General features: G+C 66.1%; 17 protein-coding genes. 13 read left to right on the top strand and 4 right to left on the bottom strand.

What is annotated here, in order from left to right:
• Positions 1 to 49: 49 nt before the first annotated feature.
• Positions 50 to 727, bottom strand: coding sequence for a TetR/AcrR family transcriptional regulator (locus tag QQ658_RS08990; protein ID WP_286024525.1), 678 nt, complete (start codon positions 725 to 727; stop codon positions 50 to 52).
• Positions 728 to 821: 94 nt separating this feature from the next.
• Here QQ658_RS08990 and QQ658_RS08985 point away from each other — a divergent pair, with 94 nt between their 5' ends.
• From QQ658_RS08985 to QQ658_RS08970, 4 genes are all read left to right on the top strand, one after another.
• Positions 822 to 3515 (top strand): MMPL family transporter, encoded by a 2694-nt coding sequence (locus tag QQ658_RS08985; protein WP_286024524.1) that lies wholly within the window; start codon positions 822 to 824, stop codon positions 3513 to 3515.
• Positions 3512 to 5929: a YhgE/Pip domain-containing protein gene (locus tag QQ658_RS08980; RefSeq protein WP_286024523.1), complete on the top strand. Its 2418-nt coding sequence runs from the start codon at positions 3512 to 3514 to the stop codon at positions 5927 to 5929. Before QQ658_RS08985 ends, QQ658_RS08980 begins: the two co-directional genes overlap by 4 nt.
• Before the next feature lie 542 nt (positions 5930 to 6471).
• A complete protein-coding gene (locus tag QQ658_RS08975) occupies positions 6472 to 6843 on the top strand; it encodes an SCO2097 family morphological protein (RefSeq protein ID WP_286024522.1) in 372 nt (123 codons plus the stop codon).
• 42 nt (positions 6844 to 6885) lie between these two features.
• Positions 6886 to 8025 carry a glycerate kinase gene (locus QQ658_RS08970; RefSeq protein WP_286024521.1) on the top strand — a complete coding sequence of 380 codons (1140 nt, stop codon included), beginning with the start codon at positions 6886 to 6888 and terminating at the stop codon, positions 8023 to 8025.
• A 23-nt stretch (positions 8026 to 8048) separates the two neighbouring features.
• Here the strand turns inward: QQ658_RS08970 and QQ658_RS08965 are convergent, their stop codons facing one another.
• Genes QQ658_RS08965 through QQ658_RS08955 form a run of 3 tightly spaced genes read right to left on the bottom strand, consistent with a single transcriptional unit; the run spans position 8049 to position 12438 of the window.
• The gene (locus tag QQ658_RS08965) at positions 8049 to 10220 is read right to left on the bottom strand and encodes a transglutaminase TgpA family protein (RefSeq protein ID WP_286024520.1); all 2172 of its coding nucleotides are present in this window, start codon (positions 10218 to 10220) and stop codon (positions 8049 to 8051) included.
• Positions 10217 to 11458, bottom strand: coding sequence for a DUF58 domain-containing protein (locus QQ658_RS08960; protein ID WP_286024519.1), 1242 nt, complete (start codon positions 11456 to 11458; stop codon positions 10217 to 10219). The genes QQ658_RS08965 and QQ658_RS08960 overlap by 4 nt, the downstream gene beginning before the upstream one ends.
• Before the next feature lie 2 nt (positions 11459 to 11460).
• The gene (locus QQ658_RS08955) at positions 11461 to 12438 is read right to left on the bottom strand and encodes an AAA family ATPase (RefSeq protein WP_286024518.1); all 978 of its coding nucleotides are present in this window, start codon (positions 12436 to 12438) and stop codon (positions 11461 to 11463) included.
• Between the two features lie 186 nt (positions 12439 to 12624).
• Here QQ658_RS08955 and mraZ point away from each other — a divergent pair, with 186 nt between their 5' ends.
• The 9 genes from mraZ to QQ658_RS08910 all read left to right on the top strand — a co-directional run bounded on the left by mraZ (position 12625) and on the right by QQ658_RS08910 (position 23697).
• A complete protein-coding gene (mraZ, locus tag QQ658_RS08950; RefSeq protein WP_286027081.1) occupies positions 12625 to 13053 on the top strand; it encodes a division/cell wall cluster transcriptional repressor MraZ in 429 nt (142 codons plus the stop codon).
• Positions 13054 to 13230: 177 nt separating this feature from the next.
• Positions 13231 to 14268 carry a 16S rRNA (cytosine(1402)-N(4))-methyltransferase RsmH gene (rsmH, locus tag QQ658_RS08945; RefSeq protein ID WP_286024517.1) on the top strand — a complete coding sequence of 346 codons (1038 nt, stop codon included), beginning with the start codon at positions 13231 to 13233 and terminating at the stop codon, positions 14266 to 14268.
• Complete coding sequence (ftsL, locus tag QQ658_RS08940; protein ID WP_286024516.1) at positions 14265 to 14825, top strand: cell division protein FtsL; 561 nt, start codon at positions 14265 to 14267, stop codon at positions 14823 to 14825. Before rsmH ends, ftsL begins: the two co-directional genes overlap by 4 nt.
• Complete coding sequence (locus tag QQ658_RS08935; protein WP_286024515.1) at positions 14822 to 16750, top strand: peptidoglycan D,D-transpeptidase FtsI family protein; 1929 nt, start codon at positions 14822 to 14824, stop codon at positions 16748 to 16750. Before ftsL ends, QQ658_RS08935 begins: the two co-directional genes overlap by 4 nt.
• A gap of 1 nt (position 16751) precedes the next feature.
• Positions 16752 to 18326: a UDP-N-acetylmuramoyl-L-alanyl-D-glutamate--2,6-diaminopimelate ligase gene (locus QQ658_RS08930; protein WP_286024514.1), complete on the top strand. Its 1575-nt coding sequence runs from the start codon at positions 16752 to 16754 to the stop codon at positions 18324 to 18326.
• Complete coding sequence (locus QQ658_RS08925; RefSeq protein ID WP_286024513.1) at positions 18323 to 19780, top strand: UDP-N-acetylmuramoyl-tripeptide--D-alanyl-D-alanine ligase; 1458 nt, start codon at positions 18323 to 18325, stop codon at positions 19778 to 19780. Before QQ658_RS08930 ends, QQ658_RS08925 begins: the two co-directional genes overlap by 4 nt.
• Positions 19777 to 20847, top strand: coding sequence for a phospho-N-acetylmuramoyl-pentapeptide-transferase (gene mraY, locus QQ658_RS08920; protein WP_286024512.1), 1071 nt, complete (start codon positions 19777 to 19779; stop codon positions 20845 to 20847). The genes QQ658_RS08925 and mraY overlap by 4 nt, the downstream gene beginning before the upstream one ends.
• A gap of 70 nt (positions 20848 to 20917) precedes the next feature.
• Positions 20918 to 22414, top strand: coding sequence for a UDP-N-acetylmuramoyl-L-alanine--D-glutamate ligase (gene murD / locus QQ658_RS08915; RefSeq protein WP_286024511.1), 1497 nt, complete (start codon positions 20918 to 20920; stop codon positions 22412 to 22414).
• A complete protein-coding gene (locus QQ658_RS08910; protein WP_286024510.1) occupies positions 22411 to 23697 on the top strand; it encodes a peptidoglycan glycosyltransferase FtsW in 1287 nt (428 codons plus the stop codon). Before murD ends, QQ658_RS08910 begins: the two co-directional genes overlap by 4 nt.
• Positions 23698 to 23731 lie beyond the last annotated feature (34 nt).

The following is a 23731-nucleotide window of genomic DNA, read 5'->3' as shown; positions in this document are numbered from 1 at the left end:
GTAATTTGGCACTTGGAATAGCGACCGATATGCGACGGTCGCGCGAAAGTCATCGCCTTCGCGCAGCCGGCGTTGCCAACCGGTGGGCGGCCTCGATGCTCAGGGGGATCTCAATGAGGGCGCGCACCAGTGTGGCCAGCGGTTCGGCGGAGTCGGCGGCCGACGACGGTTTGCCCTCGCGCAGCGCATCGAATGCCAGCTCTTGCTGGTAGGCGCCCAACAGCGATATCAGCTGGTCGGGGGCGATCTTCAGGACGAGACCGTGCTGGTCGATGACGGACTGGATGGCCTGGGCCATCAGCGCGTCGAGGTCGTCGTCGATCTGGTTGATCGCGACGCGCACGTCGGGATTGCGTAACGCATGCAGCCGGATCTCGGAGCAGGCAAGCAGCCACTGATCGTCGGTGGAATGTGCGGCCTGGAAAATCTGCAGGGCCTGTCTGATGACCTCGTCGACGGTCCGGGGCTCGATGCGGGTTGGTGGAACCGAGGCGATGGCGTCGGTCGCCGCTTTCAGGATCGCGTCCGACTGGCGCTTGAACACGGCCAGCATCAGCTCGTCCTTGGATTCGAAATTGGAGTAGAAGGCGCCGCGAGTGAACCCGGCACGTTCACAGATTTCTTCCACAGAGGCGGCGAGCACACCCTTCTCGGCGAACAGAGCGGTGGCGGCGTCCATCAACCTGTCCTGGGTCTGGGCGCGTTTGCTGCTCACCGTTGCGGTCATCATTCCTCCAAAGTTGGATACAGTGCCGTATCGGATGCATCCTTGTATCGGATACGTTACCGTATCGGACGGTTTGGTCGACGGGAGAGCCTTCGTGTCAGCATTGTTGTACCGCATCGGCCGGGCATGTTTTCGGCATAGCCGGCGAGTGCTGGGTATCTGGCTGGCCATACTTGCGCTCGTCGGAGTGCTGGCGCTGACCGTCGGCGGCGACTACGACGACAATTTCACCATTCCGGGCTCGAACTCGCAGCGCGCTCTCGAAGAACTCTCCGTCACCTTTCCCGAAGCCGCGGACGCATCCGCCACGATCGTGGTCGGCGCGCCGGAGGGCACCCGGATCGACGATGAGCAGGCCCGCGAAGCCATGCAGGAATACATCGACTTCCTGGAGAGTGACCTCGACTTCGTCAAAGGCGCCCAGCTGCCGTACAGCGACTACGTCAAAGGCCTGATCTCCAACGACGGGTCGCACGCTCTGGTGCGCGTCCAGGTCGAGGGCAGCCAGTCGACCTTCACTGACGAACAGCGCGCGGAGCTCACCGAGGCGGGGCAGAAGATCACCGAGCTGTTGCCGGGCTCGAGCGCCGCGGTCGGCGGTGACGTCTTCGCCGTGGAGATGCCGGAGATCTCCGTCGTCGAAGGTCTCGGTGTCGTCGTCGCGCTGATCGTGCTGACCGTCGTGCTCGGGCTGGTGGCCGCCTTCATGCCCATCATCTCGGCGCTCACCGGTGTCGGCATCGCCGTCTGCCTGGTGATGGTCGGGGCCGGCATCATCACCGTGAGCTCGACCGCACTGATCCTCGTGGTGATGCTCTGCCTGGCGGTCGGCATCGACTATTCGCTGTTCATCATCTCCCGGCACCGCGATCAGCTCTTCCACGGCATGGATACCCAGGAGTCGGCAGCCAGAGCGGTCGCGACCAGCGGTTCTGCCGTGGTCTTCGCCGGATTGACGGTGATCATCGCGCTGGTCGGCCTGAACTTCGCGGGGGTGCCGTTCTTGTCGGTGATGGGCATGTTCACCGCGGTCGGCGTCGGCATCGAGGTGTGCCTGGCGCTCACCTTGCTGCCGGCCCTGCTCGGGCTGCTCGGCGATCGTCTGCGTCCAAGCGAACGTAAGGCAAAACGCCTGGAGAACCGCAGACCGGGACGCGCGTCCCGGATGTGGGTGAAGATCGTCACGAAATGGCCGCTGGTCACGGTGCTGGTCGTCGTGGTCGGGCTGGGCGCGCTGGCGTTGCCGGCGCGCAATATCGAACTGGCCCTGCCCAACTCCGGGCGCTCATCGGCGGGAGCCCCCGACAGGGTGGCATTCGACCTGGTCAGCCAGGAGTTCGGGATCGGTTTCAATGGTCCGCTGGTGATCACCGGCTCCATCGTGGAGTCGACCGACCCGATGGGGCTGCTCGACGACATGCGCGCGGAGATCGAGGACATCGACGGTGTCGAGATGGTCGCCGCCGCCGTCCCGAACCCGAACGCCGATACCGGCATGATTCAGGTCATCCCGACCACCGGACCCGACGATCCGGCCACCGCCGACCTGGTCGAGGCGTTGCGTGCCCAGCACGATCACTGGCTCGACGAATACGGGGTCGACACTTCGGTCACCGGATTGGTTGCCGTGCAGATCGACGTCTCGGAGAAACTCGGCGCAGCCCTGCTGCCCTTCGGGATCTTCGTCGTCGGGCTGTCGCTGATCCTGTTGATGATGGCCTTCCGTTCGGTCTTGGTGCCGATCAAGGCGGCTCTCGGCTACCTGCTGTCGGTGCTCGCGGCGTTCGGCATCGTCACCCTGGTCTTCAATGACGGCGTCGGGGCGTCGCTGATCAACCTCAGCGAACCAGGACCGATCATCAGTTTTCTGCCCATCATCTTGATGGGCATCCTGTTCGGGCTCGCGATGGATTACGAGGTCTTCCTCACCTCCCGGATGCGCGAGGAGCATGCGCGCGGCAACGCCAACTGGATAGCCGACGGCTTCGCCGGCTCGTCGAAGGTGGTGATCGCTGCGGCGCTGATCATGGTCTCGGTCTTCATCTTCTTCGTGCCGACCGGCATCGGCCCGATCAAACCGATCGCGCTCAGCCTTGCGGTGGGCGTGGCCATTGATGCCTTCCTGGTGCGGATGACGCTCGGGCCCGCGCTGATGAAGCTGGGTGGATCCAAGGTGTGGTGGCTGCCGGCCTGGCTCGACAAGAGGCTGCCGGTGATCGATGTCGAGGGCGACGCGCTGGCGCACCAGACGAAACTCGAGGCCTGGCCGGCGCCGGACGATGCGTCCGCGATCCATGCCGAGCAGCTGTCGGCGATCAGCGACGGCACGGTGCTGTTCCGTGACTTGGACGTCACCCTTGCGCCGGGTGAGGTGCTGCTGGTGGAAGGCGACCGTCCGGCCCGGTTCGCGCTGATGTACGGGCTGTCCGGACGCGTGAAGTTCACTGCCGGCGAAGCCAAGGTGCTGGGTCACGTGTTGCCAGAGGAAGGCTCGCTCGTCCGGACGCGCACCCCGCTGCTCTTGGCCCCGACCCGCGATGTGGCTGCCGAATTGCGCCGGGCCGCCGGCGGCATCGTATTCGTCCCGTCGCTGAGCGAGCTGTCCCCGGAGGCGATCGAACTGCTGAACCAGGCGATGGACGCACCGCCGCCGGCCGGCGAGCAGCCGACCAGCTGGGTGCTGGGCATTCCCGCCGGTGCCGATCCTGAAACCTACCTGCCCGGAGGCGCGCGCGTGCTCCGGCTCGATTCTGAACTCGCCACAACTGTTGGAGGCGTATCCCGATGACGATCAATCATGCTGGTAGTGGCAAGAAGCTGCGCTGGACGACCTGGCTGGGGCTGATCCTGGTTCCGGTGCTGTTGGCGGGCGGACTGCTGTGGGCCACCTGGAACAGCGACGACCGGATGGACGAGGTTCGCGCCGCCGTCGTGAATCAGGACGTCGCCGTCGAGCTGCAAGGGCAGTTGGTGCCGATGGGACGCCAGCTCACCGCCGCCCTCGTCGACTCGGACCGTGAACAGAATCTCGCGTGGGAGCAGGCCACCTTCGACGGCGCCGAGGCCGGTTTGAAGACCGGCGAATACGCGGCGATGGTCGTCATTCCCGAGGACTTCTCGGCCGCCGCCACGTCGTACGCGGGCGACGCGCAGGACGCCTATTCGGCCACCATCCAGGTACAAACCTCACCGGTGGCGGGCATCGCGGATGCCACCTTGGGCAAGGTCGTCGCACAGGAAGCTGCCCAGGTGCTCAATGAGAGCCTGACCTCGGCCTACCTCGATCAGATCTATGTCGGCTTCAATCAGATGGGGGAGCAGTTCGTCACCTTGGCGGACGCCGCCTCGCAGCTGTCGCATGGTGCAGACCAGCTGTCCGATGGCGCGTCCGAACTGTCGAACGGCCTGAATCAGACGGCGTCGGGGGTGAGCGAGTTCGCCACCGGTGTGAATCAGGCGGCGAGCGGCACCCAGCAGTACGCGGCCGGCGTCAGCCAATACGCGGGCGGGGTCAGCCAGCTCGCCGGCGGCGTCAGCCAGTATGCGGTCGGGGTGGATCAATACGCGTCAGGCGTCGGCCAGTACGCGGCCGGCATGAACACCTTGTCCCAACAGGTGCAGCCGTTGCCCGCCGGAGCCCAGCAGCTGGCCCAGGGCGCCCAGCAGTCCGCGGACGGCGTGGGGCAGTACGTCGACGGTGTGAACCAAGTGGTCAACCCGATGATCGATGTGCTGAGCCAGTATCCCGAACTCGCCGAGACCATCCAGCAGATCACCGGCGACCAGGAAGGCCTCGATCAGGCGGTTGCCTATATGCGTCAAGCTCAGGACGACATGGCCGAGCTTGAGCAGATGAGCGGCTGGACAGTCGAACAACTGGCACAGGAAAAGAACGGCTCGGAAGGCTTCCTGGACTGTCCACTCGGCACCACAACAGCCGACGGAATGGACTGCGACGCCTATTGGGCCGCCGTCCAGGCCGGCATCACTACAGCCGATCAGACGATGGCCGACGCCCGCCAGGACGAAGATCTCGGACCGATCATCGACAATCTCGAGAAGTTGCCCGATCAGCTGGCCGGGATCCAGCTGCCCTCGGGCGGCGTCGATGTTCTCGAGATGGCCACCCAACTGCGAGATGGCGGTGAGGCCTTGAAGGGCGGCACCTCCCAGCTGGCAGATGGCGTCACCCAGTTCGCCGGCGGCATGCAGCCGCTGGTCGACGGCATGAACCAGACCACCGATGCGGCGAACCAGCTGTCTTCGGGAGCCAACCAGTTGAGCGACGGCGCCGATCAACTCGCCGACGGGGCCAATCAGCTGAACGACGGTACCGGGCAACTGGTCGACGGCGCCAATCAGCTGTCGGACGGCATGACGCAACTGTCGTCCGGTGCCGGTCAGCTGACCGATGGAGTGAACCAGCTTGCCGACGGTGGCTCACAATTCTCGGACGGCGTGTCACAGTATGCGGACGGCATGAGCCAGTTCGCGGACGGCATCGCCCAGGGCAAGGACCAGATTCCCTCCTACAGCGATTCCGACCGGGATAATCTCGCCGACGTCGTGGCTTCTCCGGTGTCCACCGGCAACCTGACCGGCACCGCCACACTCGGCACCGGCTGGGCGACTGCGTTGCTGGTGCTCGCACTGTGGGCGGGGGCGATGGCCACCTTCATGGTGGTGAAGGTGCTGAGCAAGCGGCTGCTGAGTTCGGCGCGTCCATCGGCCTACCTGGTCGGTGAGGCGTTGCTGCCAGGGGTGATCGTGGTGGGCGTCCAAGCCGTCGCGGTGACGGCGATCGGACAGGCCGCGCTCGGGTTGCCGTTCGCCAAGCTGGCGGGGCTGCTCGGCATCAGCCTGGTGGCTGGGCTCGCCTTCGTGGCGGTCAATCACGCGCTGGTGGCCTGGTTCGGCAGAATCGGACGATTCGTCTCGCTGGCGTTCGTGGTGATCGCGATGGCTCCCATGGTGACCGACGCAATACCTGGTTTGTTCGCCACCTTGCGCGCGATCTCGCCGATGAGCCCGGCCCTGGACGCCATGCGCTCGCTGATCACGTCGTCGGGCGGTACCGCGGTGGCGGTCTTCCAGTTGCTGCTCTGGCTACTGCTCGGCCTGGTGGCGAGCGCAGCCGCGATCATCAAACACCGCACGACGACCATGGACGATCTGGTGAGCGCCCAAACGAGCCCCGATTAGTTGGCGCCATATTTGCTGACCGGTTGAAGCAACTGTTCCGCTACTTGATGTCCCGATGCTGCTTCAAAATGTGACGCGGCGTGCCAAGAAGAATCACCCGCCGTTTGATGATCATTCTGTCTACAAGATCAGAGATGAAACTCGGCTGAATCAGGAGAGACCAGAGTCAGGTGCGGCAATACGGGTGGTTCCTGCGGGCGTGACGAAGTATTGGTAGCCGAGGCGCGAGGTCCAGGTGAAGTGGCCGGGGACGGGGTGTTCCAGTTCATTATTCGAACGGGAGTGTGAACCTTTGGGTTGGGTGAGGCGAGCATTGCCCTCTCAGCGAACACTGCCGCCATACAGGTAACCGATTTCGCCTGGACGAGGCTCCACGGCGCACTGTCGCGTCCTGGGTCTTCATGGCCGTTACCGAATCGTCATGATTTTGATCAACGATTGCCGTACGGCTTTCGTGAGAACACCTTGGTGCAACTACACTTGTTGGTACGAAGTCGGTGAACGCGCCGGGTGCGCACCGAGGCGAGGCAGGAGGGGAGGAAATGGCACTTTCAGAAGAAGAGCAGCGGCTCCTTGAACAACTTGAAGCGTCCTTGGCTGAGGACGACCCGAAGTTAGCTCAGACTCTCGGCAAGACCAGCACTCCTCGACAGATACACGGACGCAGGGCGACCCTGGCGGGCGTGCTTTTCGTGCTTGGCTTGGTGTTGCTCGTTGTCGGCATGCGCACCAACTGGATCGTCAGTATCTTCGGCTTCCTCGCGATGCTGGTGGCCACCGTGGTGGCTCTGGGGGCATGGCGAAAGGCCACCGGTACTGCAGAAAAGGCGAAGCCGACGCCGCCATCGAGTTCCGAACCGTTCATGGGCAAGATGGAGGATCGCTGGCGTCGCCGTCAAGAAGGTGGGCTCTGACCACCAGGCGTCCGCAATGACGCGGAGACGATAGGCAACGGAATGAAAGTTGTATTGGCTCCGGATTCGTTCAAGGAGTCGATGAGCGCAGCGCACGCTGCGGCAGCAATGAGCCGCGGCGTGCGTTCTGTTTTCCCCGATGCACAGTGCGTCGAGGTCCCGATGGCCGACGGCGGCGAAGGCACCACCGACGCCTTGGTCGCCGTACTCGGCGGCGAGTTCCGGCAGGTTTCGACAGTGGACGCGCTCGGGCGACCGATACAGGCGGTCTACGGACTGGATCCTGGTGGGTTGGCCATCATCGAGGTCGCCACGGCGGTGGGCTTGGGCCAGATCAAACCGGACGAACGAGACGTGCTTCGTAGCACCTCATCTGGCGTCGCGGATGTGATCGTGGACGCGCTCGACGCGGGCGCCACCACCTTCATCATCGGCCTGGGCGGCAGTGCCACCACCGACTGCGGTGCGGGAATGCTGGCCGGACTGGGCGCCCGATGGCTCGCCGCCGATGGCAGCGAACTGACGCCCGACCCCACCGCGCTCGCCGATCTCGATCGAGTGGACCTCAGCGGGCTCGATCCCAGGCTCGGCCAGGTGACGATCGAGTTGGCCTGCGATGTCACGAACCCACTTTTGGGGCCGGATGGTTCCGCCGCCGTCTTCGGACCACAGAAAGGCGCGACGCCCGATGACGTGGGCTATCTCGATGGCGTCTTGGAAAAAGTTGCGAATGCCCTGGTAGCCGCCGGCACTCCGGATGTGCGAGACGTGCCCGGCGCGGGTGCCGCCGGTGGGCTCGGGGCGGCGTTCTTGGCGATCGGTGCCGAGTTGCGCCGTGGCGCCGAGATCGTGGCCGAAGCCGCCCACCTTGACGAGGCAGTCGAAGACGCCGACCTGGTGCTCACCGGAGAAGGCGGCATGGATTTTCAGACCCGCTCGGGCAAGACCCCGGCGGGGGTGGCCGAGGTGGCAGCCCGCCATGACGTGCCGGTCATTGCCTTTGCCGGCACACTCGGACGCGGAGTCGACGATCTGGTCGGTCAGACCTTCGACGCCGTCATTCCGATCACCACCGGCCCGGGAACACTCGACGACGCACTGCGGCAGGGGCCGGCGAATCTGGAGCGAGCGGTTGCCAGCACGATGCGCGTGCTGAGACTGGGTGGCTGGCTGCTCGGCTGACCGCGTCACAGCAGAACCCGAGACTAATCGGGCTCGCGGCGTCCCATGAACAATGAGCGAGGCAGCACCCGGGCCATCAGGCGCTTGCCCTTGGAAACGTGCGCATACCACTGTGTGGTGATCAACGCCACGTCGGCCGCGACGTCGGCCTCGGCGGGCGGCACCGCAGCGAAACGTTGACGCTCCACCAGCAAGGCGACGTGGCGCAAGGCTCGGCGTCCATCGGCCTTCAACCCCGGCCAACCGGACGCAGCCGCCTGCCGCGGAGTCGCCTTCGGCCACGTCAGCCCGACATCGATGGCGGTGGCGTGCAGCTCGCGCCAGGCACCGCGTACACGATCGGGCGCCGCCTGGGCCCCCAGCCTGCGGCGGCGCTGCAGAGCCCGGGCGGTGGCCGGCGCGGCCACGATGACGATGGCGGCGAGGAAACCGAGCGGGATCCGCAGATCGATCGGCTGCCCACTTTCCCCCGGCCCTGGCGCGGGCGCCGACGGTTCGGGAGACTGCGTGGGCTCCTGCGATTCGGCGGGCGCAGTGGGCTCTTCGGAAGGAGTCTGTGGAGTGGGTTCGGGCGAGGTCTCGGGTGGTTGCCCGCCGCTGCCGATCGAGACCGTGGGTTCGAAGCTGACCCAGCCGAGTCCCTCGAAGTACAGCTCGGGCCAGGCATGCATATTGTGCGAAGTCACCAACCACGAGCCGTCGTCCTGCTGGGTGCCGGCGGTGAAGCCGACGGCGACCCGGGCAGGAATGCCGATGACCTCGGCCATCACCGCCATCGATGAGGCGAAGTGAATGCAATAACCCCGCCGGTCGGTGAACAAGAAATTCAGCAAGACGTCGTAGCCGGTACCTTCGGGGGCATTCAGGTCGTAGCTGAACTGTGCCGGATCGGCCAGCCAACTCTCCAGGGCCAGGGCCTTGGCTCCGGCGGTGGGGGAATCGTCGGTGAGCTGATGGGCGAGGTCGACTATGTCGGCCGGCACATCATCGGGGACGACGATGCCTTGATCGGCCCCGGCCGACGCGGCAGCGATCTCGTCGTCGCTGGGTTGCACCATGACCGACTCGGCGGCATAGGGCAGACCGGTCAGGGCCTGTCCGCTGCGTCCGGAATCGACATTGAGCACGGTGAGGGTCGAGGGATCGTAGTTCCACGAGCCCTCGGCGTCCCAACCGCGGGGGAAATAGGGCACCGGCAGATAATCGGATTCATAGTCGCCGATCGCGATCGAGGTCGAGATCGGCTGCGGAGTGGTTCCGGTGACCTCGGGCACATCGGGATTGCCCGGCTCGAGATCCATCTGCTGCAGGTGCCAGCCGTTGGCGTCCATCGCGGTCAGGGCGGTGTTGCGTAACTGCACTCCGCCTGGCGCCGAGGTGGTGTAGCTGATCAGCGGACGCTCGTCGGGACGATGCAGATTCTCGTTGAGCTCGATGGTCGGATCAACCAGGTCGACCGACGATCCACCGCTTGACGAACCACGGGGCCGCCACGTCGGGTTGTCGGGCGGGATCGCCATGCCGGCGACCACCGCAACCCCGATCGAGATCGCGCCGAGTGTCGCGGCCAGGCCGGTGAAGCCGCGCAGATTGAATTTGGCGGCGTCTTTGCTCGTCAGCCCGCGAGGCCAGCGTTTTTCGTGGTCGATCGTGCGGGAGGCCAACAAGATCAGCCAGCCCACGCAAACCGCGACGATCGAGACGATGCCGGCCGCGTGATCGAGAACGATCATCGAGGCCAGATAGCCACCGAGCAGCGGAACGGCAGCCAGCAAGGCACTGCCGGCTGCGATGAACGCCAGATCGATTCCGATGGTGAGCAGCCCAATGGCGGCGAGCAGCACCACCAGCACCGGGTCGTTGGCGTCCATCGGCACGGTCTGCTGATAGATGTGCTCGCCGGCACCGCTCCACACCAGCCCGAAGACCTGCCACGGATTGTCCTGGGCCCCGTCTCCTACCGCGGCGGCACAGCCGATCCAGATCATCGCGAGCTGGGCCACCACCTGGGCGAATGTCCCCGGCCAGATCCGGGCGGTGAGTCGTCTGGTCAGCCAGGCGGCCAGCTCGAGCAGCACGATCACGATCGCCGCTGCGGGCAGCAACCGTGCGTCCGAACTCAGCTGAGTGAGGGGAATGGCGCCGAGGAAGGCTGCGAGCACGACGGCGATCGAGTTGCGGGCCGAGCCGATCATGATCTCCCTCCGCTCGCTTCGGCCAGCCTGATCCAGGCATCGGGCACCGACTCCGGGGCGCGTACCAAAGCCACCGACCAGCCGCGCTTGGCCAATTCATGAGCGATCTGAGCCTGTGCCGCGCGCCCGGCGGCACCAACGAAGGTGGGGGAGTCGATCAGCAGCGCATGAGCCGTACCCGAACGGGGAGTGGCGTCGATGAGCGTCGCCAGGTCCGCTTGAGTGAGCCGGCCGAGCACGGCCAGCAGGGCCGAACCGGGCGAGCGTGCCTCACCGGTGCCGAGCAGTCCTGCCGCCAGGGATTCGCTGCTTGTCAAGGTGATGTCGGTCAGCTCGGAGATCAGCCGCTGAGAACGGACATTGCGGTCGGAATCGGGGCCCATCGTCAGACCGTCGGCGTCCGCCAGTTCAAGAATCGACCCGGACGAAAGCATCGCCAATCCGACCGACGCGGCGGCCGAGACCGCCCACTCGAACGAACTGTCCCGGCCGATGCCGGCATGTGCAGCGCGCCTGTTGTCGACCAGCAGCCGGACGCTCGATTGCCACGACTGCTCCTCCCGGCGGACCATCAACTCGCCGGCTCTGGCCGTGGAACGCCAATGCACCCGGCGCACATCGTCGCCGCGCCGGTATTCGCGCACCAGCACATCATCCTGGCCGACCAGCCCGGCCCTGGTGCTGCGCGCCTCCGCCGAGGTGCCCGAGCTGCCCGCGTCCAACCCGGCCAGTTCGAAGACGCGGGGGGTGACGGCGATCTCGGTGGTGGAGACGAACGCCATGTCGTTTCTGGCCAGACCGAACGGGTCGAGGCTGCGCACCAGCAGCGGGCCGATCCGGTAACGTCCGCGCTGCACTCCTCTCAGCCGGTACCCGACCCGGTATCCAGCGGCCGGAACTCCGGCCGACAAAGCGAAACGTGGACGAATCCCCATCGACGGCGGCACCACATCTTCAAAATGCAGGAGCCGGGGAATACTGAACCCCGAGCTGGTGAGTTTCAGCGACACCTGGAACTCGGTGTCCACCGGCACACTGGCCACGGCAAGTCTGCGCTCGTGACGCAGACCCTTGACCGGCCAGGAGACCATCAACAATGCGCCGACCGTGACGAGGAAGCAGAATCCACCCAGCCAGAACAGATCGCGCTGGCCGAAGACAATGCCGGCAGCGACGGCGAGCACGCCGAAACACAGTGCGATGCGTCCCCGAATGGTGAGGCGGCGCCAGGCCCGCACGGTCAGTTGCCCCGCGGCAACGCCACGGTCGCGGCCGCTGCGAGCACGGCGTCGGCCCCGGACCGTCCGGCCAGCCGGGCCGCCGACGTCAAAAGCACACGATGCGCCAGTACCGGAGCCAGCAATGCCTGCACGTCGTCGGGGATGACATAGTCACGCCCGGCCATGGCGGCCCGGACGCGCACCGCACGCAGCAACTGCAGCCCGGCGCGAGGAGAGGCGCCCAGCCGCAGATCACTGCTCTCGCGGGTCGCGTCGACGATGTCGACGATGTACTCCTTGACGGCCTGCGAGACGTGCACCTGCCGGATACCCTCGGCGAGCCGGGTGAGGCTCGGCCCGTCGGTCACCGGTTGCAGGCCGGACAGCGGGTCGGCGCCGCCGTGCGAATTCAGCATGTCGAGTTCGGCGCCGCGGGTGGGGTAGCCCATCTCGATGCGGGCCATGAACCGGTCGCGCTGGGCCTCGGGGAGAGGATAGGTGCCCTCCATCTCGATCGGGTTCTGGGTGGACACCACCATGAACGGGGGAGCAAGCCGATGGGTCCGGCCGTCGACGCTGACCTGGCGTTCCTCCATGGCCTCCAGCAGCGCCGACTGCGTCTTCGGCGAGGCGCGGTTGATCTCGTCGCCCACCACGATGTTCGCGAAGACGCCGCCGGGCTTGAACTCGAACTCGCGGGTCTCCTGGTTATAGACCGAGACGCCGGTGATGTCGGAGGGCAGCAGATCGGGAGTGAATTGGATGCGTCGCACCCGGCAGTCGATCGCGCGTCCCAGAGCCTTGGCCAGCATCGTCTTGCCGACGCCCGGCACATCTTCGATGAGCAGGTGGCCACCGGCGAAGAGCACCAGGATTGCCAGATCGATCTGTTCGGTCTTGCCCTCGATGATGCTCGAAATCGCTTGCCGCATGGACGAAGCCAGTTGCTGTACCTGCGGCACGTCGAGTTGTGGGGTCAAGACGCGTTGAGCTGTCATGCGAACCGGGATCCCCTCGGTAGATGGAAGTCAGGCCGCCCATCATCGTACCCGCGCCGGTTGGTGCTCCAGAAGTGGGGAAACTCTCAACTCCAGGGAGAGATGTTGGCTGCAAGTGGAGCTAAATGGAGTAAGGTGGGGCGAAGTGGAGGACGAGGTCCCGATGTGGAGCTGGGGGTGGTGCCGATGTTTCTCGGTACCTACACGCCCAAGCTCGACGAGAAGGGCCGCGTGGTTCTACCTGCGAAGTTCCGGGACGAGCTGGCCGAAGGGCTGGTGGTGACCAGAGGACAGGATCGCTGCCTGGCGATCTATCCGATGGAAACCTTCGTCGCGAAAACTCAACAGATGGCTTCAGCCCCGGCGACGGTGCGCCAGGTGCGCGATTTTCAGCGCATGTTGGCGTCCTCAGCCAGCGATGAAGTGCCGGACAAACAGGGCCGCATTCAGGTGCCGGCCGTGCTGCGTGACTACGCAGGTCTGGACAAGGACATCGTCGTGGTGGGGGCCATCGACCGGGTCGAGGTCTGGAATCCGCAGGCATGGCAGGAGTACTCCACTGCGCAGGAGGCCTCTTTCGCCGAGTTGAACGAAGAGATCTTCCCGGTCTTGTGATCGGGACGCTTCGCTTCGGCGCGGAGAAAGGCAACGACACCGCTGTGCCGTCCGGCTTCAATCCGGGCTCACAGCTTCCTGGCGTCACTTCCCCGATGCCAGGTGGCTCTGGGTTTCGGAGTCCGGATTGAAACCAGGCCGCACAGCCGACGACTACTGCCTGAAGGAGCGAAGCAGATGAGCGAACCCGACGGGACAAGCGATGCTCCCGCCCCGGCAACGCTCGCGACGGGCCCAGGCGGTGCGGTGGTACACACGCCGGTGATGCGAGAACGCATCGTCGGCCTGCTGGCCCCCGCCCTCCGGGCTCCGGGTGCCGTCCATGTGGACGCGACGCTCGGCATGGCGGGCCACGCCGCCGCCATCCTGCAGGCCAACCCGACCGCCCGGTTGGTCGGCATCGATCAGGACGAAGAAGCTCTCACGATCGCCGAGCAGACGTTGCGCCGGTTCGCCGGGCGTTTTCAGTTGGTCCGGGCGCGGTTCGACGAACTACCCGACGTCTTGGACGACCTGGGCATCACCGAGATCGACTCGCTGCTGGCCGATCTCGGATTGTCGAGCCTGCAGATCGACGAGCGAGAACGGGGCTTTGCCTACGCGGCCGACGCACCGCTCGACATGCGCATGGACAACCGGAACCCGCGCACCGCCGCCGACATCGTGAACACCGCGAGCCGGCGTGAACTGACCCAGATCCTGCGCCGCTACGGCGAGGAACCGAACGCCGACCGCATCGCGAAGGCAATCGTCGCCGAGCGCGCCATCGAACCGTTCAGCAACTCCGCCCGGTTGGTCGCGGTGATCCAGGCCTCCTTGCCCGCGGCCCGCCGCTACGGCGGAGGGCACCCGGCCAAACGCACCTTCCAGGCACTGCGTATCGAAGTCAACGGCGAACTGGACGCGCTCCAAGGCCTGTTGCCGGCCGCACTCGACAGGCTCGCCGTCGGCGGACGCATCGCCGTGCTCGCCTACCACTCGCTCGAAGACCGCCTGGTCAAACAGGCATTTGCGCAGGCGGCCAGCGACGCCGCCCCCGAGCGGTTGCCGGTGGTACCCGAACCGCTGTTGGCCCGCTTCGAGGCGCTCGTCCGGGGCGCCGAAAAGCCCACGGACGACGAGATCACCCGCAATCCGCGGGCTGCATCCGCCCGATTGCGTGCGGTTCAGCGCATCCGTCCCGGTTCGATCCCCTTCGGTAAGGAGTCCCGATGAGTGCCCTGCAGACATCGAATGCGGCCCCCGAAGCCAAACCGGGCTCCGAACGCAGGGCCACCCTGCGCGCGGTACCGAAACAAGCCACCCAGCTTTCCCAGCTGCCGTTCATCTTCTTCATCGCGATCCTGCTCGGCGGGGGACTGGCCGGTGTGCTCGTCTTGTCCACCACCATCCAGACCAATTCGGTCGAACTGCAGGCCTTGCAGTCGCAGGAGTCCGACCTGAGCTATCAAGAGGCCGCGCTGGTGGCCGAGGCCCAGAAACTGCGGTCTTCCCAGAATCTTGCGGACGAGGCCTGGGCGCTGGGCATGCGTCCCAACCCGAACCCGGCCTTCATCAAGATGCCCGCCGGCGAGATCGAAGGCGTGCCCGCCCCGGTGACCGGCGACGAACTGCCCGGCATCGTGCCCCCCGCCACCAGCGCCGAGACTCCGGCCGCGACCTCATCGGCGGGGCCTTCCGCGAGCCCTGAGGCCGAGTCCTCGACCGGCGAAAGCCAAGCTGCCGACCAGCCGACGCAACAGCCCTCGCCAGAACCTGAGGAGACGCCGTGAGCAATCAGCGTAACTCCCGCCCGACTTCGGGCCGAGCGTCCTCTTCGGGCCGGGCGTCTGCTCGTCCGCATACCTCGGCCGGCGCTGTTAGGCGGCGCAGACGCAAAGGTCTGCCGATCGCCTCCACCGACCGCCGGATCACCGTCTTCTTCGTCTTCATCGCGATCCTGATCTCGGTGGCCTCGGGACGCGCCTTGCTGGTGCAGGGCATCGACGCCGAGGCGAACGCCCAAACCGCCGCGGAACAGCTGAGCCAGTCCCAGGTGTTGAAGGCCGACCGCGGAGTGATCCGCGACCGCAACGGGCAGGTGCTGGCCGAAACCCAGCCGGCCTTCTCGGTGATCGCCGATCCCACTTCGATCGCGACCAACGGGTACGACCCCGACCACATGACCGATGAGCAGAAGCAGACCGCGGCGCAGGCTCCGGAGGCCATCGCCGAGCTCTTGGTCAAATACCTCGGCGGCGACAAGGACGAGTACCTCGAGAAACTGACCACGACCCGCGCCGAGGACGGCAGCCCCAACCAATACGAGTTGATCGCCCGCAAGGTTTCGGCCGCCGTCTACCAAAAGATGTCCAACGAGCTCACCGAGAACGGCTGGTACGGCATCTACTCGTCACCCGATCCGGTGCGCTACTACCCGAACGGCACCTTGGCGTCCAACATTCTGGGCTTCGTCAACTATGACGACGAAGGCGCGGCAGGGCTGGAATACGGCCAGAACGATCAGCTTCGCGGCACCGACGGAAAACAGACCTACCAGTCGTCGAGTTACGGCACGATTCCGCTGGGCGACTCCACGCTGGTCGAGCCCGTCAACGGGGCCACGTATTCGCTGACCATCGATTCCGAACTGCAGTGGATGGCCGAGACCACCTTGGCCAACGCCGTGTCCAGTTCCCAGGCCAAGAGCGGCACCGTCATCATCCAGGCCGTCGACACCGGCGAGATCCTCGCCATGGCGAACGCGCCGACCTTCGACTCCAACAATCCGGCCGCCGCCGATGCCGACGACCTCGGCAATCGTGCCGTGTCAGACGCCTACGAGCCCGGTTCGGTGCAGAAGGTGCTCACCATGGCGGCGCTGCTCGATGCCGGCCTGATCACCCCCGACACACCCGTCGAGGTGCCGGGCGAGATCCTTTCCGGCGACGCGCCCATCAAGGACGCCTGGGATCACGGCACGCTCAATCTGACCGCTCGTGGCGTGCTCGCCGAATCGTCCAATATCGGCACGGTCGAACTGGCCCGGCAGATGGACAAGGCCGACCTGTCGAACTATCTGGCGTCCTTCGGGCTGGGACAGTCGACCGGCATCGAGCTGCCCGGCGAAACCGGCGGCGATATGGGCATCTTGCCCGGCACCGACATGGCCGACTACACCCGTGACCAGATCTCCTTCGGCCAGGGCCTGTCGGTGACGGCGCTGCAGGAAGCGTCCGCGATCTCGTCGGTGGTCAACGGCGGCGTGTACCACCAGCCGACCGTGATCGCCTCGGCCACCACCGCTTCGGGCGAACAGCTCAACTTCGACCGCGAGGATCCCTACCGGGTGATCAGCGAAGAGGCGTCTGCCGGAATCGTCAACATGATGGAGGCCAGCGTCGCCTCGCCCGAGATGAGCACCACCGACGCCTTGACGATCGACGGCTACCAGATGGCCGGCAAGTCGGGCACCGCCCAGAAGGCCGACGAATACGGAAACTACAACGGCGGATATACCGGATCGTATGCGGCGGTGGCGCCGGCGGAAGATCCGCAGATCCTGGTCTACGTCGTCATCGACGAACCGGCCAATGGCTACTACGGTGCTACTGTGGCTTTTCCGACTGCGCGCCAATTGATGATGCAAGCGTTGCCCAGGTACGGCATCGCACCCACCGCCGATGTGCCCGCCTACACCGACCCTCTCACCTACTGACGTGACTACTGACGATTTGCGGGCCGAGCCCCGCCGAGTGCCCCAACAGCTTTCCGTGCTGCTGGCCGGCCTGCAAGCGGCGTTGCCTGCGGGCGACGACCCGGTGATCGCCGGGGTCTGTTTCGACTCCCGCCGGGTGGCCCCGCGCGATCTCTATGTCGGGCTGCCCGGCACCCGCAGCCATGGCGCGAAGTTCGCCGAGATGGCACGGGACGTGGGGGCGGCAGCGTTGCTCACCGACGCCGAGGGCGCCGGACTTGCCGCCGGAAGCGGGCTGCCGATCGTGGTGAGTGAGGATCCCCGCTACGCGATGGCGATCGCGGCGGCCCGTATCTGGGGTCATCCGGCCCAAGCGATGACCAGCTTCGGGGTCACCGGAACCAACGGAAAATCGACGACCGTGCTGATGCTGGCGGCTGCCTTGAACGCCGCGTCGCACCGGGTCGGCAGCATCGGCACCCTCGGATTCTCGGTCGGGGGGCAGGCCGTCGAGGTCGAGCACTCGACCATCACCACTCCCGAGGCGCCCGATCTGCAGGCGATCATCGCGACCTTGGGTGAGCGCGACGCAGACGTGCTGGCCATGGAGGTCAGCTCGCATGCGCTGGCCCTCAACAGGGTCGCGGGCATCCAATTCGATGTCGCCGGGTTCACCAATCTCGGACGCGACCACCTCGATTTTCATCACACCATGGAGGCCTACTACCGGGCGAAGGCCCAGCTGTTCACTCCCGACTACGCCAGACGTGCCGTCATCAATGGCGACGACGAGGCCGGACGCAGACTCCTCGCCCAGGCTAGCGAACTCGGGCTGCCGGCGGTCAGCGTCGGAATGGGTGACGAGTGCGACTACCGCATCGCCTCCTGGTGCCCCGAGGGGCCAGGGTCGCGTTTCACGCTCAGCCATCCTGCGGGCCGGCTCGAGGCGTCCATCTGCCTGCCGGGCGACTACAACGTTCGCAACGCCGCCTGCGCGCTGGCGATGATCGACCAGGCCGGTCTCGACATGACCCGGGCGTTGCCGGGGCTCGCCACCGCGGTCATTCCCGGACGCATGCAACCCGTCCCGCTGCCCGGCGACGATGTGCCGCATGTCTATGTCGACTTCGCCCACACGCCGCAGGCGATCGCATCCGCGCTGTCGGCGTTCAACCATCCCGGGCACCGGGGCCAGGTGATCGCCGTATTCGGTGCGGGGGGAGACCGCGATCCCGACAAACGCGGACCGATGGGTGCAGCCGGGGCACACGGCGCCGACATCGTGGTGGTGACCGACGACAATCCTCGCTCCGAGGACCCGGCCGCCATTCGCGCCAGGGTGATCGCCGGGGCCAGGGACGCCGTCGCGGCGGCGACACCTGGTGGACACGAGGCAGGAGTCGAGGTCTACGACGGGGGCTCCCGGTCGGCGGCGATCGGGCAGGCGCTCCGGCTGGCGCGTCCGGGTGACGCGGTGGTCATTCTCGGCAAAGGCCACGAGCGCACCCAGCAACTCGCCGACCGGGTGATCGACTTCGACGACGCTCAGGTCGCGCGCGATAGCTGGGCAGAGATCACCCGGGGAGGCACATCATGAGGACGCGCAGTCTGCAACAGATCGCAGAACTCGTCGAGGCCGGCGGTCAGCCATGTCAGGCGGTCGGCGACCCCGGCACCCCGATAGGGCCCGATGTGCTGATCGACAGCCGCGAGACCACCGATGGTGCGCTGTTCGTGGCGCTGCCCGGCGAGCGGGTCGACGGCCATGACTATGTGGCGGCGGCCGCCGAACTTGGCGCCCATGCGGCCATGGTCACCCATCGGGTCGACGCGCCGATCGCTCAACTGATCTGCCCGGACGCCCAGCAGGGGCTCACCGCCTTGGCCCGCAGCCTGCATGCCCGTGCCCGGGCCGATGGTCTGCAGACGGTGGCGATCACCGGCAGCGCCGGCAAAACCAGCACCAAGGATCTGCTGGCCCAGATCCTGGCCGCCGCCGGACCAACGGTCAGCCCCGAAGGATCCCACAACAACGAACTCGGCACCCCGCTGACGGTCTGCCAGGTCGATCCGACAACCCGCTACCTGGTCAGCGAGATGGGCGCGCGCGCCATCGGCGATATCGCCTACCTGACCTCGATCGTGCACCCCACTGCGTCGGTCGTGCTCAACATCGGCACGGCACATATCGGCGAGTTCGGCAGCCAGGACAACATCGCCAAGGCGAAGGGGGAGATCGTCGAGGCCCTCGATGCCGACGGCTGGGCGATCTTGAATGCCGACGACCCGAGAGTGGACGCGATGGTCTCGCGCACCCGCGCCCACATCGCGAAGTTCAGTCTCGCCGCGGATGCCGGGCCGATCGATGCCGAACTGGTCGTCCGCGCCCGGAATCTGACCGCCGACGATCTCGATCGTTATTCGTTCACGCTCGACTGTTCTCGTCCGGGCGCCCGGCAGGCCGGCGAGTCTGCCAAGGTGCGGCTCCGGGTGCTCGGGGAGCATCAGGTCAGCGACGCGGTCGCCTCCGCCACCGCGGCCCTGGCTCTCGGTCTCGATCTGGAAACCGTCGCAACAGCGCTCAGCGAAGCCGGCGCAAGGTCGAGATGGCGGATGGAGCTGCACGAGCTGGCCAATGGGGCAGCGGTCATCAACGATGCGTACAATGCCAATCCGGAATCGATGGCTGCCGCCCTCCGCACGGTCGCCGCCATCGGGGTCCGGCGGCGCCAACGCAATCCAGGTGCCCGCACCATGGCCGTGCTCGGCGACATGCTGGAGCTGGGCGAGGTCTCCGGAAAGCTGCATTTCGAGGTCGGGGAACTGGCCGCGCGCCTCGGATACACCGAGATCGTCGCAGTCGGCGCCTTCGCCGAAGATCTGGCACAGGGTGCCCGAAGCGCCGGGGGCAGCTCCCGGGTCGCGGAGGCCCGGGACGCCGCCGACTCGCTGAACCTGCAGTCTTCGGACGTGGTCTTGGTGAAGGCGAGCCGGGGACTGCGTTTGGAGAAGGTCGCCGAGCAGTTGATCGGTGGAGAGGACATACGATGAAACCGACTATCGCGGCGGGGGTCATAGCCCTGATCGGGACGCTGATCGGCACCCGGGCCTTCATCGGTTTCCTGGTGCGCAAAGGCTACGGCCAGTTCGTGCGGGACGATGGGCCCGCCACCCACACGGCCAAGCGCGGCACCCCGACCATGGGCGGCGCGGTCATCATCGTTTCGGTGACGCTCGGCTATCTGCTGGCGCACCTGCTCACCCGGCAGCCTCCCACCTATTCCGGTCTGCTCCTGCTGGGGTTGTTGATCGCCTGCGGGCTGCTCGGATTTCTCGACGACTGGAAGAAGATCAGCCACAAACGTTCCCTCGGCCTGACCTCCCGGGGCAAGATCATCGGGCAGATCCTGATCGGTGCTGCCTTCGGCACGGCCGCATTGTTCGGTCCGGACGCCTACGGCAACACGCCGGCCAGTACAGCGATCTCGTTCACTCGCGATATCGAATGGCTCAGGCTGCCGCTGGTGGCGGCGATCGTCTGGATCACCTTCATGGTGATCGCCTCCTCGAATGCCGTGAACCTCACCGATGGCCTCGACGGATTGGCGGCCGGCGCGCTCACCATGGTCTTCGGCGCCTACGCATTGATCAACATCTGGCAGCGCAACCAGTGGTGCCGGCCCGGTTCGACCGCCGGCCCGATGTGCTATCAGGTGCGCGACCCGTGGGATCTGCAGGTGCTGGCGGCGGCGCTGGCCGCAGCCTGCTTCGGATTCTTGTGGTGGAACGCGAAGCCGGCCAAGATCTTCATGGGCGACACCGGTTCGCTGGCGCTGGGCGGCGCGGTCGGCGGCATGGCGATTCTGACCCGCACCGAGATCCTGCTGATCATCCTGGGTCTCGTCTTCGTCATCGAGGCGTTGTCGGTGGCCATCCAGGTCAGCTACTTCAAGCTCACCCACGGCAAACGGGTCTTCAAGATGGCTCCGCTGCACCACCACTTCGAGCTCTTGGGCTGGGACGAAGTGACCGTGGTGATCCGTTTCTGGATCATTTGCGGCGTGTCGGTCGTGGTAGGGCTCGCACTCTTCTACGCCCAGTGGATACTGGGCCAGTAGGCGCCAACGCCTGCCAGTCGACCGCAACCAACTGAATAGATCGGCTCCTACTTCCCCAGGAGGACGAAAAATGACATCGACGAACCCACTCGCGTGGCTGCCCGCCGCCGACCGCTACTCACCGTGGCGCGAGGCAAGCGTGGTGGTCGCAGGATTGGGCACGTCCGGATTCGCGGCAGCCGACGCGCTGCTCGAATTGGGCGCCCGGGTGATCGTGCTCGACGACCTCGACTCCGATGAGAATCGTGACAAGGCCACCTTGCTCGAGCACCTGGACGCCGTGGTGCGGCTCGGCCCCGGTTCGTCGGCAACCATGCCCAAGGCGACCGACCTGGTGATCACCTCGCCGGGCTGGCGTCCCGACTACCCATTGCTGGCCCAGGCCACCGCCCAAGACGTGCCGATCTGGGGAGATATCGAGCTGGCCTGGCGGTTGATGCATCCGGATCGCATCGTGCCCTGGCTGGGCGTCACCGGAACCAACGGCAAGACCACCACCACCCAGATGCTCGATTCGATGCTGCGGGCGGCAGGCCTGAAATCTGCCGCGGTCGGCAACATCGGTCGTCCGGTCATCGAGGCCATCAACGACGAGGTGCCCTATGACGTCTTCGCCGTCGAACTGTCCAGCTTCCAGCTGCATTGGGCGCATTCCCTCGAGCTTCACTCCGCCGTGGTGCTGAACGTGCATGCCGACCATCTCGAATGGTATGGGCCGTGGGCCGGGGGCGGCGACGCGGCGATGGACGGCTACCGGGCCGACAAGGCACGCATCTACCACAATGTGCGGCACTCCTGCGTCTATAACGTGGCCGAGCCGGTCACCGAGAAGATGGTCGAACAGGCCGAGGTGATCGAGGGCGCCCGTGCGATCGGTTTCACTTTGGGCATCCCGTCGGTCTCGATGATGGGCGTCGTGGACGACCTGCTGGTCGATCGGGCCTTCGTCGAGCAGCGCCGGGACTCCGCGCTGCCGCTGGCCAATGTGTCCGATGTGCACCCGAACGCGCCACACAATATCGAGAACGCGTTGGCGGCCGCCGGGCTGGCACGCAGTTTCGGCGTGCCGGGGCCTGCTGTCGCCCAAGGCCTTCGTGACCTGAAGCTGGGCGGTCACCGCATCGCCACGGTGGCCACCATCGACGGCGTGAAGTGGGTGGACGACTCCAAGGCCACCAACCCGCATGCCGCGAATTCCTCCATGCGGGCCTTCGAGTCGATTGTCTGGATCGCCGGGGGACAGACCAAGGGCACCAGTTTCGACGAACTGGTGCAGACCCATGCGTCCAAACTGCGGGCGGCGATCGTGCTGGGCATCGACCGTCAGGTGGTCGCCGAAGCCCTGCACCGCTACGCGCCCGATGTGCCGCTGATCGTGATCGACAGAACCGACCCCACCACAGCGATGGACGAAGCCGTGCAGGCGGCCGCCGCGTTCGCCGAATCAGGCGACACGGTCTTGCTGGCCCCCGGAGGAGCGAGCAAAGACATGTGGCCGGGCTACGCGGCCAGGGGTGATGACTTCGCCGCAGCGGTGGCCAAACTACCCGGCGGGGGCACCAGGTGAGCACCGTCAGTGATCTGCGGCGGCCCCGGCCGGCCACGAAGCGGCGCCGGAGCCGGGGACTGGGCGCCGGTCTGGGCCAGCTGGGCACCCGCGGCAACTCCAATATCGCACGTGCGCTGTCCCATCCGCTGGCCGACTACTACCTGGTGCTGGTCTCGGCGTCCTTGCTGGTCGGGCTCGGGGTGCTGATGGTGCTGTCGGCTTCGTCCCCCTGGTCATCGGTCACGAACCAGGGCGACGCCTACTACTACCTGGTGCGCCAACTGGTCTTCTTGTGCATCGGCATCCCCGTCGCGTGGTGGCTGTCGCGGCGCGGCGAGCAGGCCTACATGGTGTTCGGCTGGCTGGGACTTATCGGCTCCATCGGCCTGCTTGCCTTGATCTTCACGCCTTTGGGATTGGACGCCTACGGCAACCGCTCCTGGTTGCAGATCCCGCTGCTCGGCACCATCCAGCCGTCGGAATTTGCCAAGGCGGCCCTGATCCTCTGGTCGGCCGCCGTGCTGGCCAACCGGACGAAGACCTTGAACGATCCCAAACGGCTGCTGTTTCCGTTCCTCGTCGGATTCGGCGTGATCGAAGGCATGGTGTTGCTGCAAAAGGACCTCGGCACCGCCCTGCTCATCGCGCTGATCATGTTCGCCATGCTGTGGTTCGTCGGCGCGCCGATGCGGGTCGTCGCTGCGCTGGGGGCAGCCGGTGCGCTGTTGGTCGGTGCGCTGGTGGTCACCGACACCGAACGCATGCACCGGCTGTTCAGCTTCATGAACCCCGGTGAGGCGAGCAGCGATCAGCCGATGAACGCGATCTACGCGCTGGCGTCCGGAGGCTGGTGGGGTGAGGGCCTCGGCCGCTCCAGGCAGAAATGGGGAGGGTTGTACAACGGCGCCCAGACCGATTATGTGCTGGCGGTGCTCGGCGAAGAGATGGGGTTGTTCGGCACGTTGTTCGTGCTGGTGCTGTTCTTCGTGCTGGCGTTCACCGGACTGCGGATCGCGGCCCGCTCGTCGAGCAGGTTCCTGAGCTACGCGGCGGGCGGCATGACCGCCTGGCTCACCATTCAGGCATTGATCAATGTCTTCGTCGTCATGCGGCTGCTGCCGGTCGTGGGGGTTCCGCTGCCCTTCCTCAGCCAGGGTGGCTCTGCGCTGCTCGCCAACCTGATCGCCGTCGGGATTCTACTCGGCGCGGCCAGGCAAGAGCCCGAGGCGGCCAAGCTACTCGCCGCCGGGCACAAAGGCAGGCCGCCTAAAATGACCAGCGTTGTCGATACCCGCCGGTGACTCGGGCGGCTGAACACAGAATCGGGGCAGATAT

This window comes from Propionimicrobium sp. PCR01-08-3, from assembly GCF_030286045.1.
GTDB lineage: Bacteria > Actinomycetota > Actinomycetes > Propionibacteriales > Propionibacteriaceae > Brooklawnia.
This window is presented reverse-complemented; position numbering and strand designations above follow the sequence as displayed.

Bases quoted from the DNA above. Each gene is read 5' to 3' on its own strand.
- QQ658_RS08990 (WP_286024525.1), bottom strand. From the start codon at position 727: ATGACCGCAACGGTGAGCAGCAAACGCGCCCAGACCCAGGACAGGTTG.
- QQ658_RS08980 (WP_286024523.1), top strand. From the start codon at position 3,512: ATGACGATCAATCATGCTGGTAGTGGCAAGAAGCTGCGCTGGACGACC.
- QQ658_RS08975 (WP_286024522.1), top strand. From the start codon at position 6,472: ATGGCACTTTCAGAAGAAGAGCAGCGGCTCCTTGAACAACTTGAAGCG.
- QQ658_RS08970 (WP_286024521.1), top strand. From the start codon at position 6,886: ATGAAAGTTGTATTGGCTCCGGATTCGTTCAAGGAGTCGATGAGCGCA.
- QQ658_RS08965 (WP_286024520.1), bottom strand. From the start codon at position 10,220: ATGATCGGCTCGGCCCGCAACTCGATCGCCGTCGTGCTCGCAGCCTTC.
- QQ658_RS08955 (WP_286024518.1), bottom strand. From the start codon at position 12,438: ATGACAGCTCAACGCGTCTTGACCCCACAACTCGACGTGCCGCAGGTA.
- mraZ (WP_286027081.1), top strand. From the start codon at position 12,625: ATGTTTCTCGGTACCTACACGCCCAAGCTCGACGAGAAGGGCCGCGTG.
- rsmH (WP_286024517.1), top strand. From the start codon at position 13,231: ATGAGCGAACCCGACGGGACAAGCGATGCTCCCGCCCCGGCAACGCTC.
- ftsL (WP_286024516.1), top strand. From the start codon at position 14,265: ATGAGTGCCCTGCAGACATCGAATGCGGCCCCCGAAGCCAAACCGGGC.
- QQ658_RS08925 (WP_286024513.1), top strand. From the start codon at position 18,323: ATGAGGACGCGCAGTCTGCAACAGATCGCAGAACTCGTCGAGGCCGGC.
- mraY (WP_286024512.1), top strand. From the start codon at position 19,777: ATGAAACCGACTATCGCGGCGGGGGTCATAGCCCTGATCGGGACGCTG.
- murD (WP_286024511.1), top strand. From the start codon at position 20,918: ATGACATCGACGAACCCACTCGCGTGGCTGCCCGCCGCCGACCGCTAC.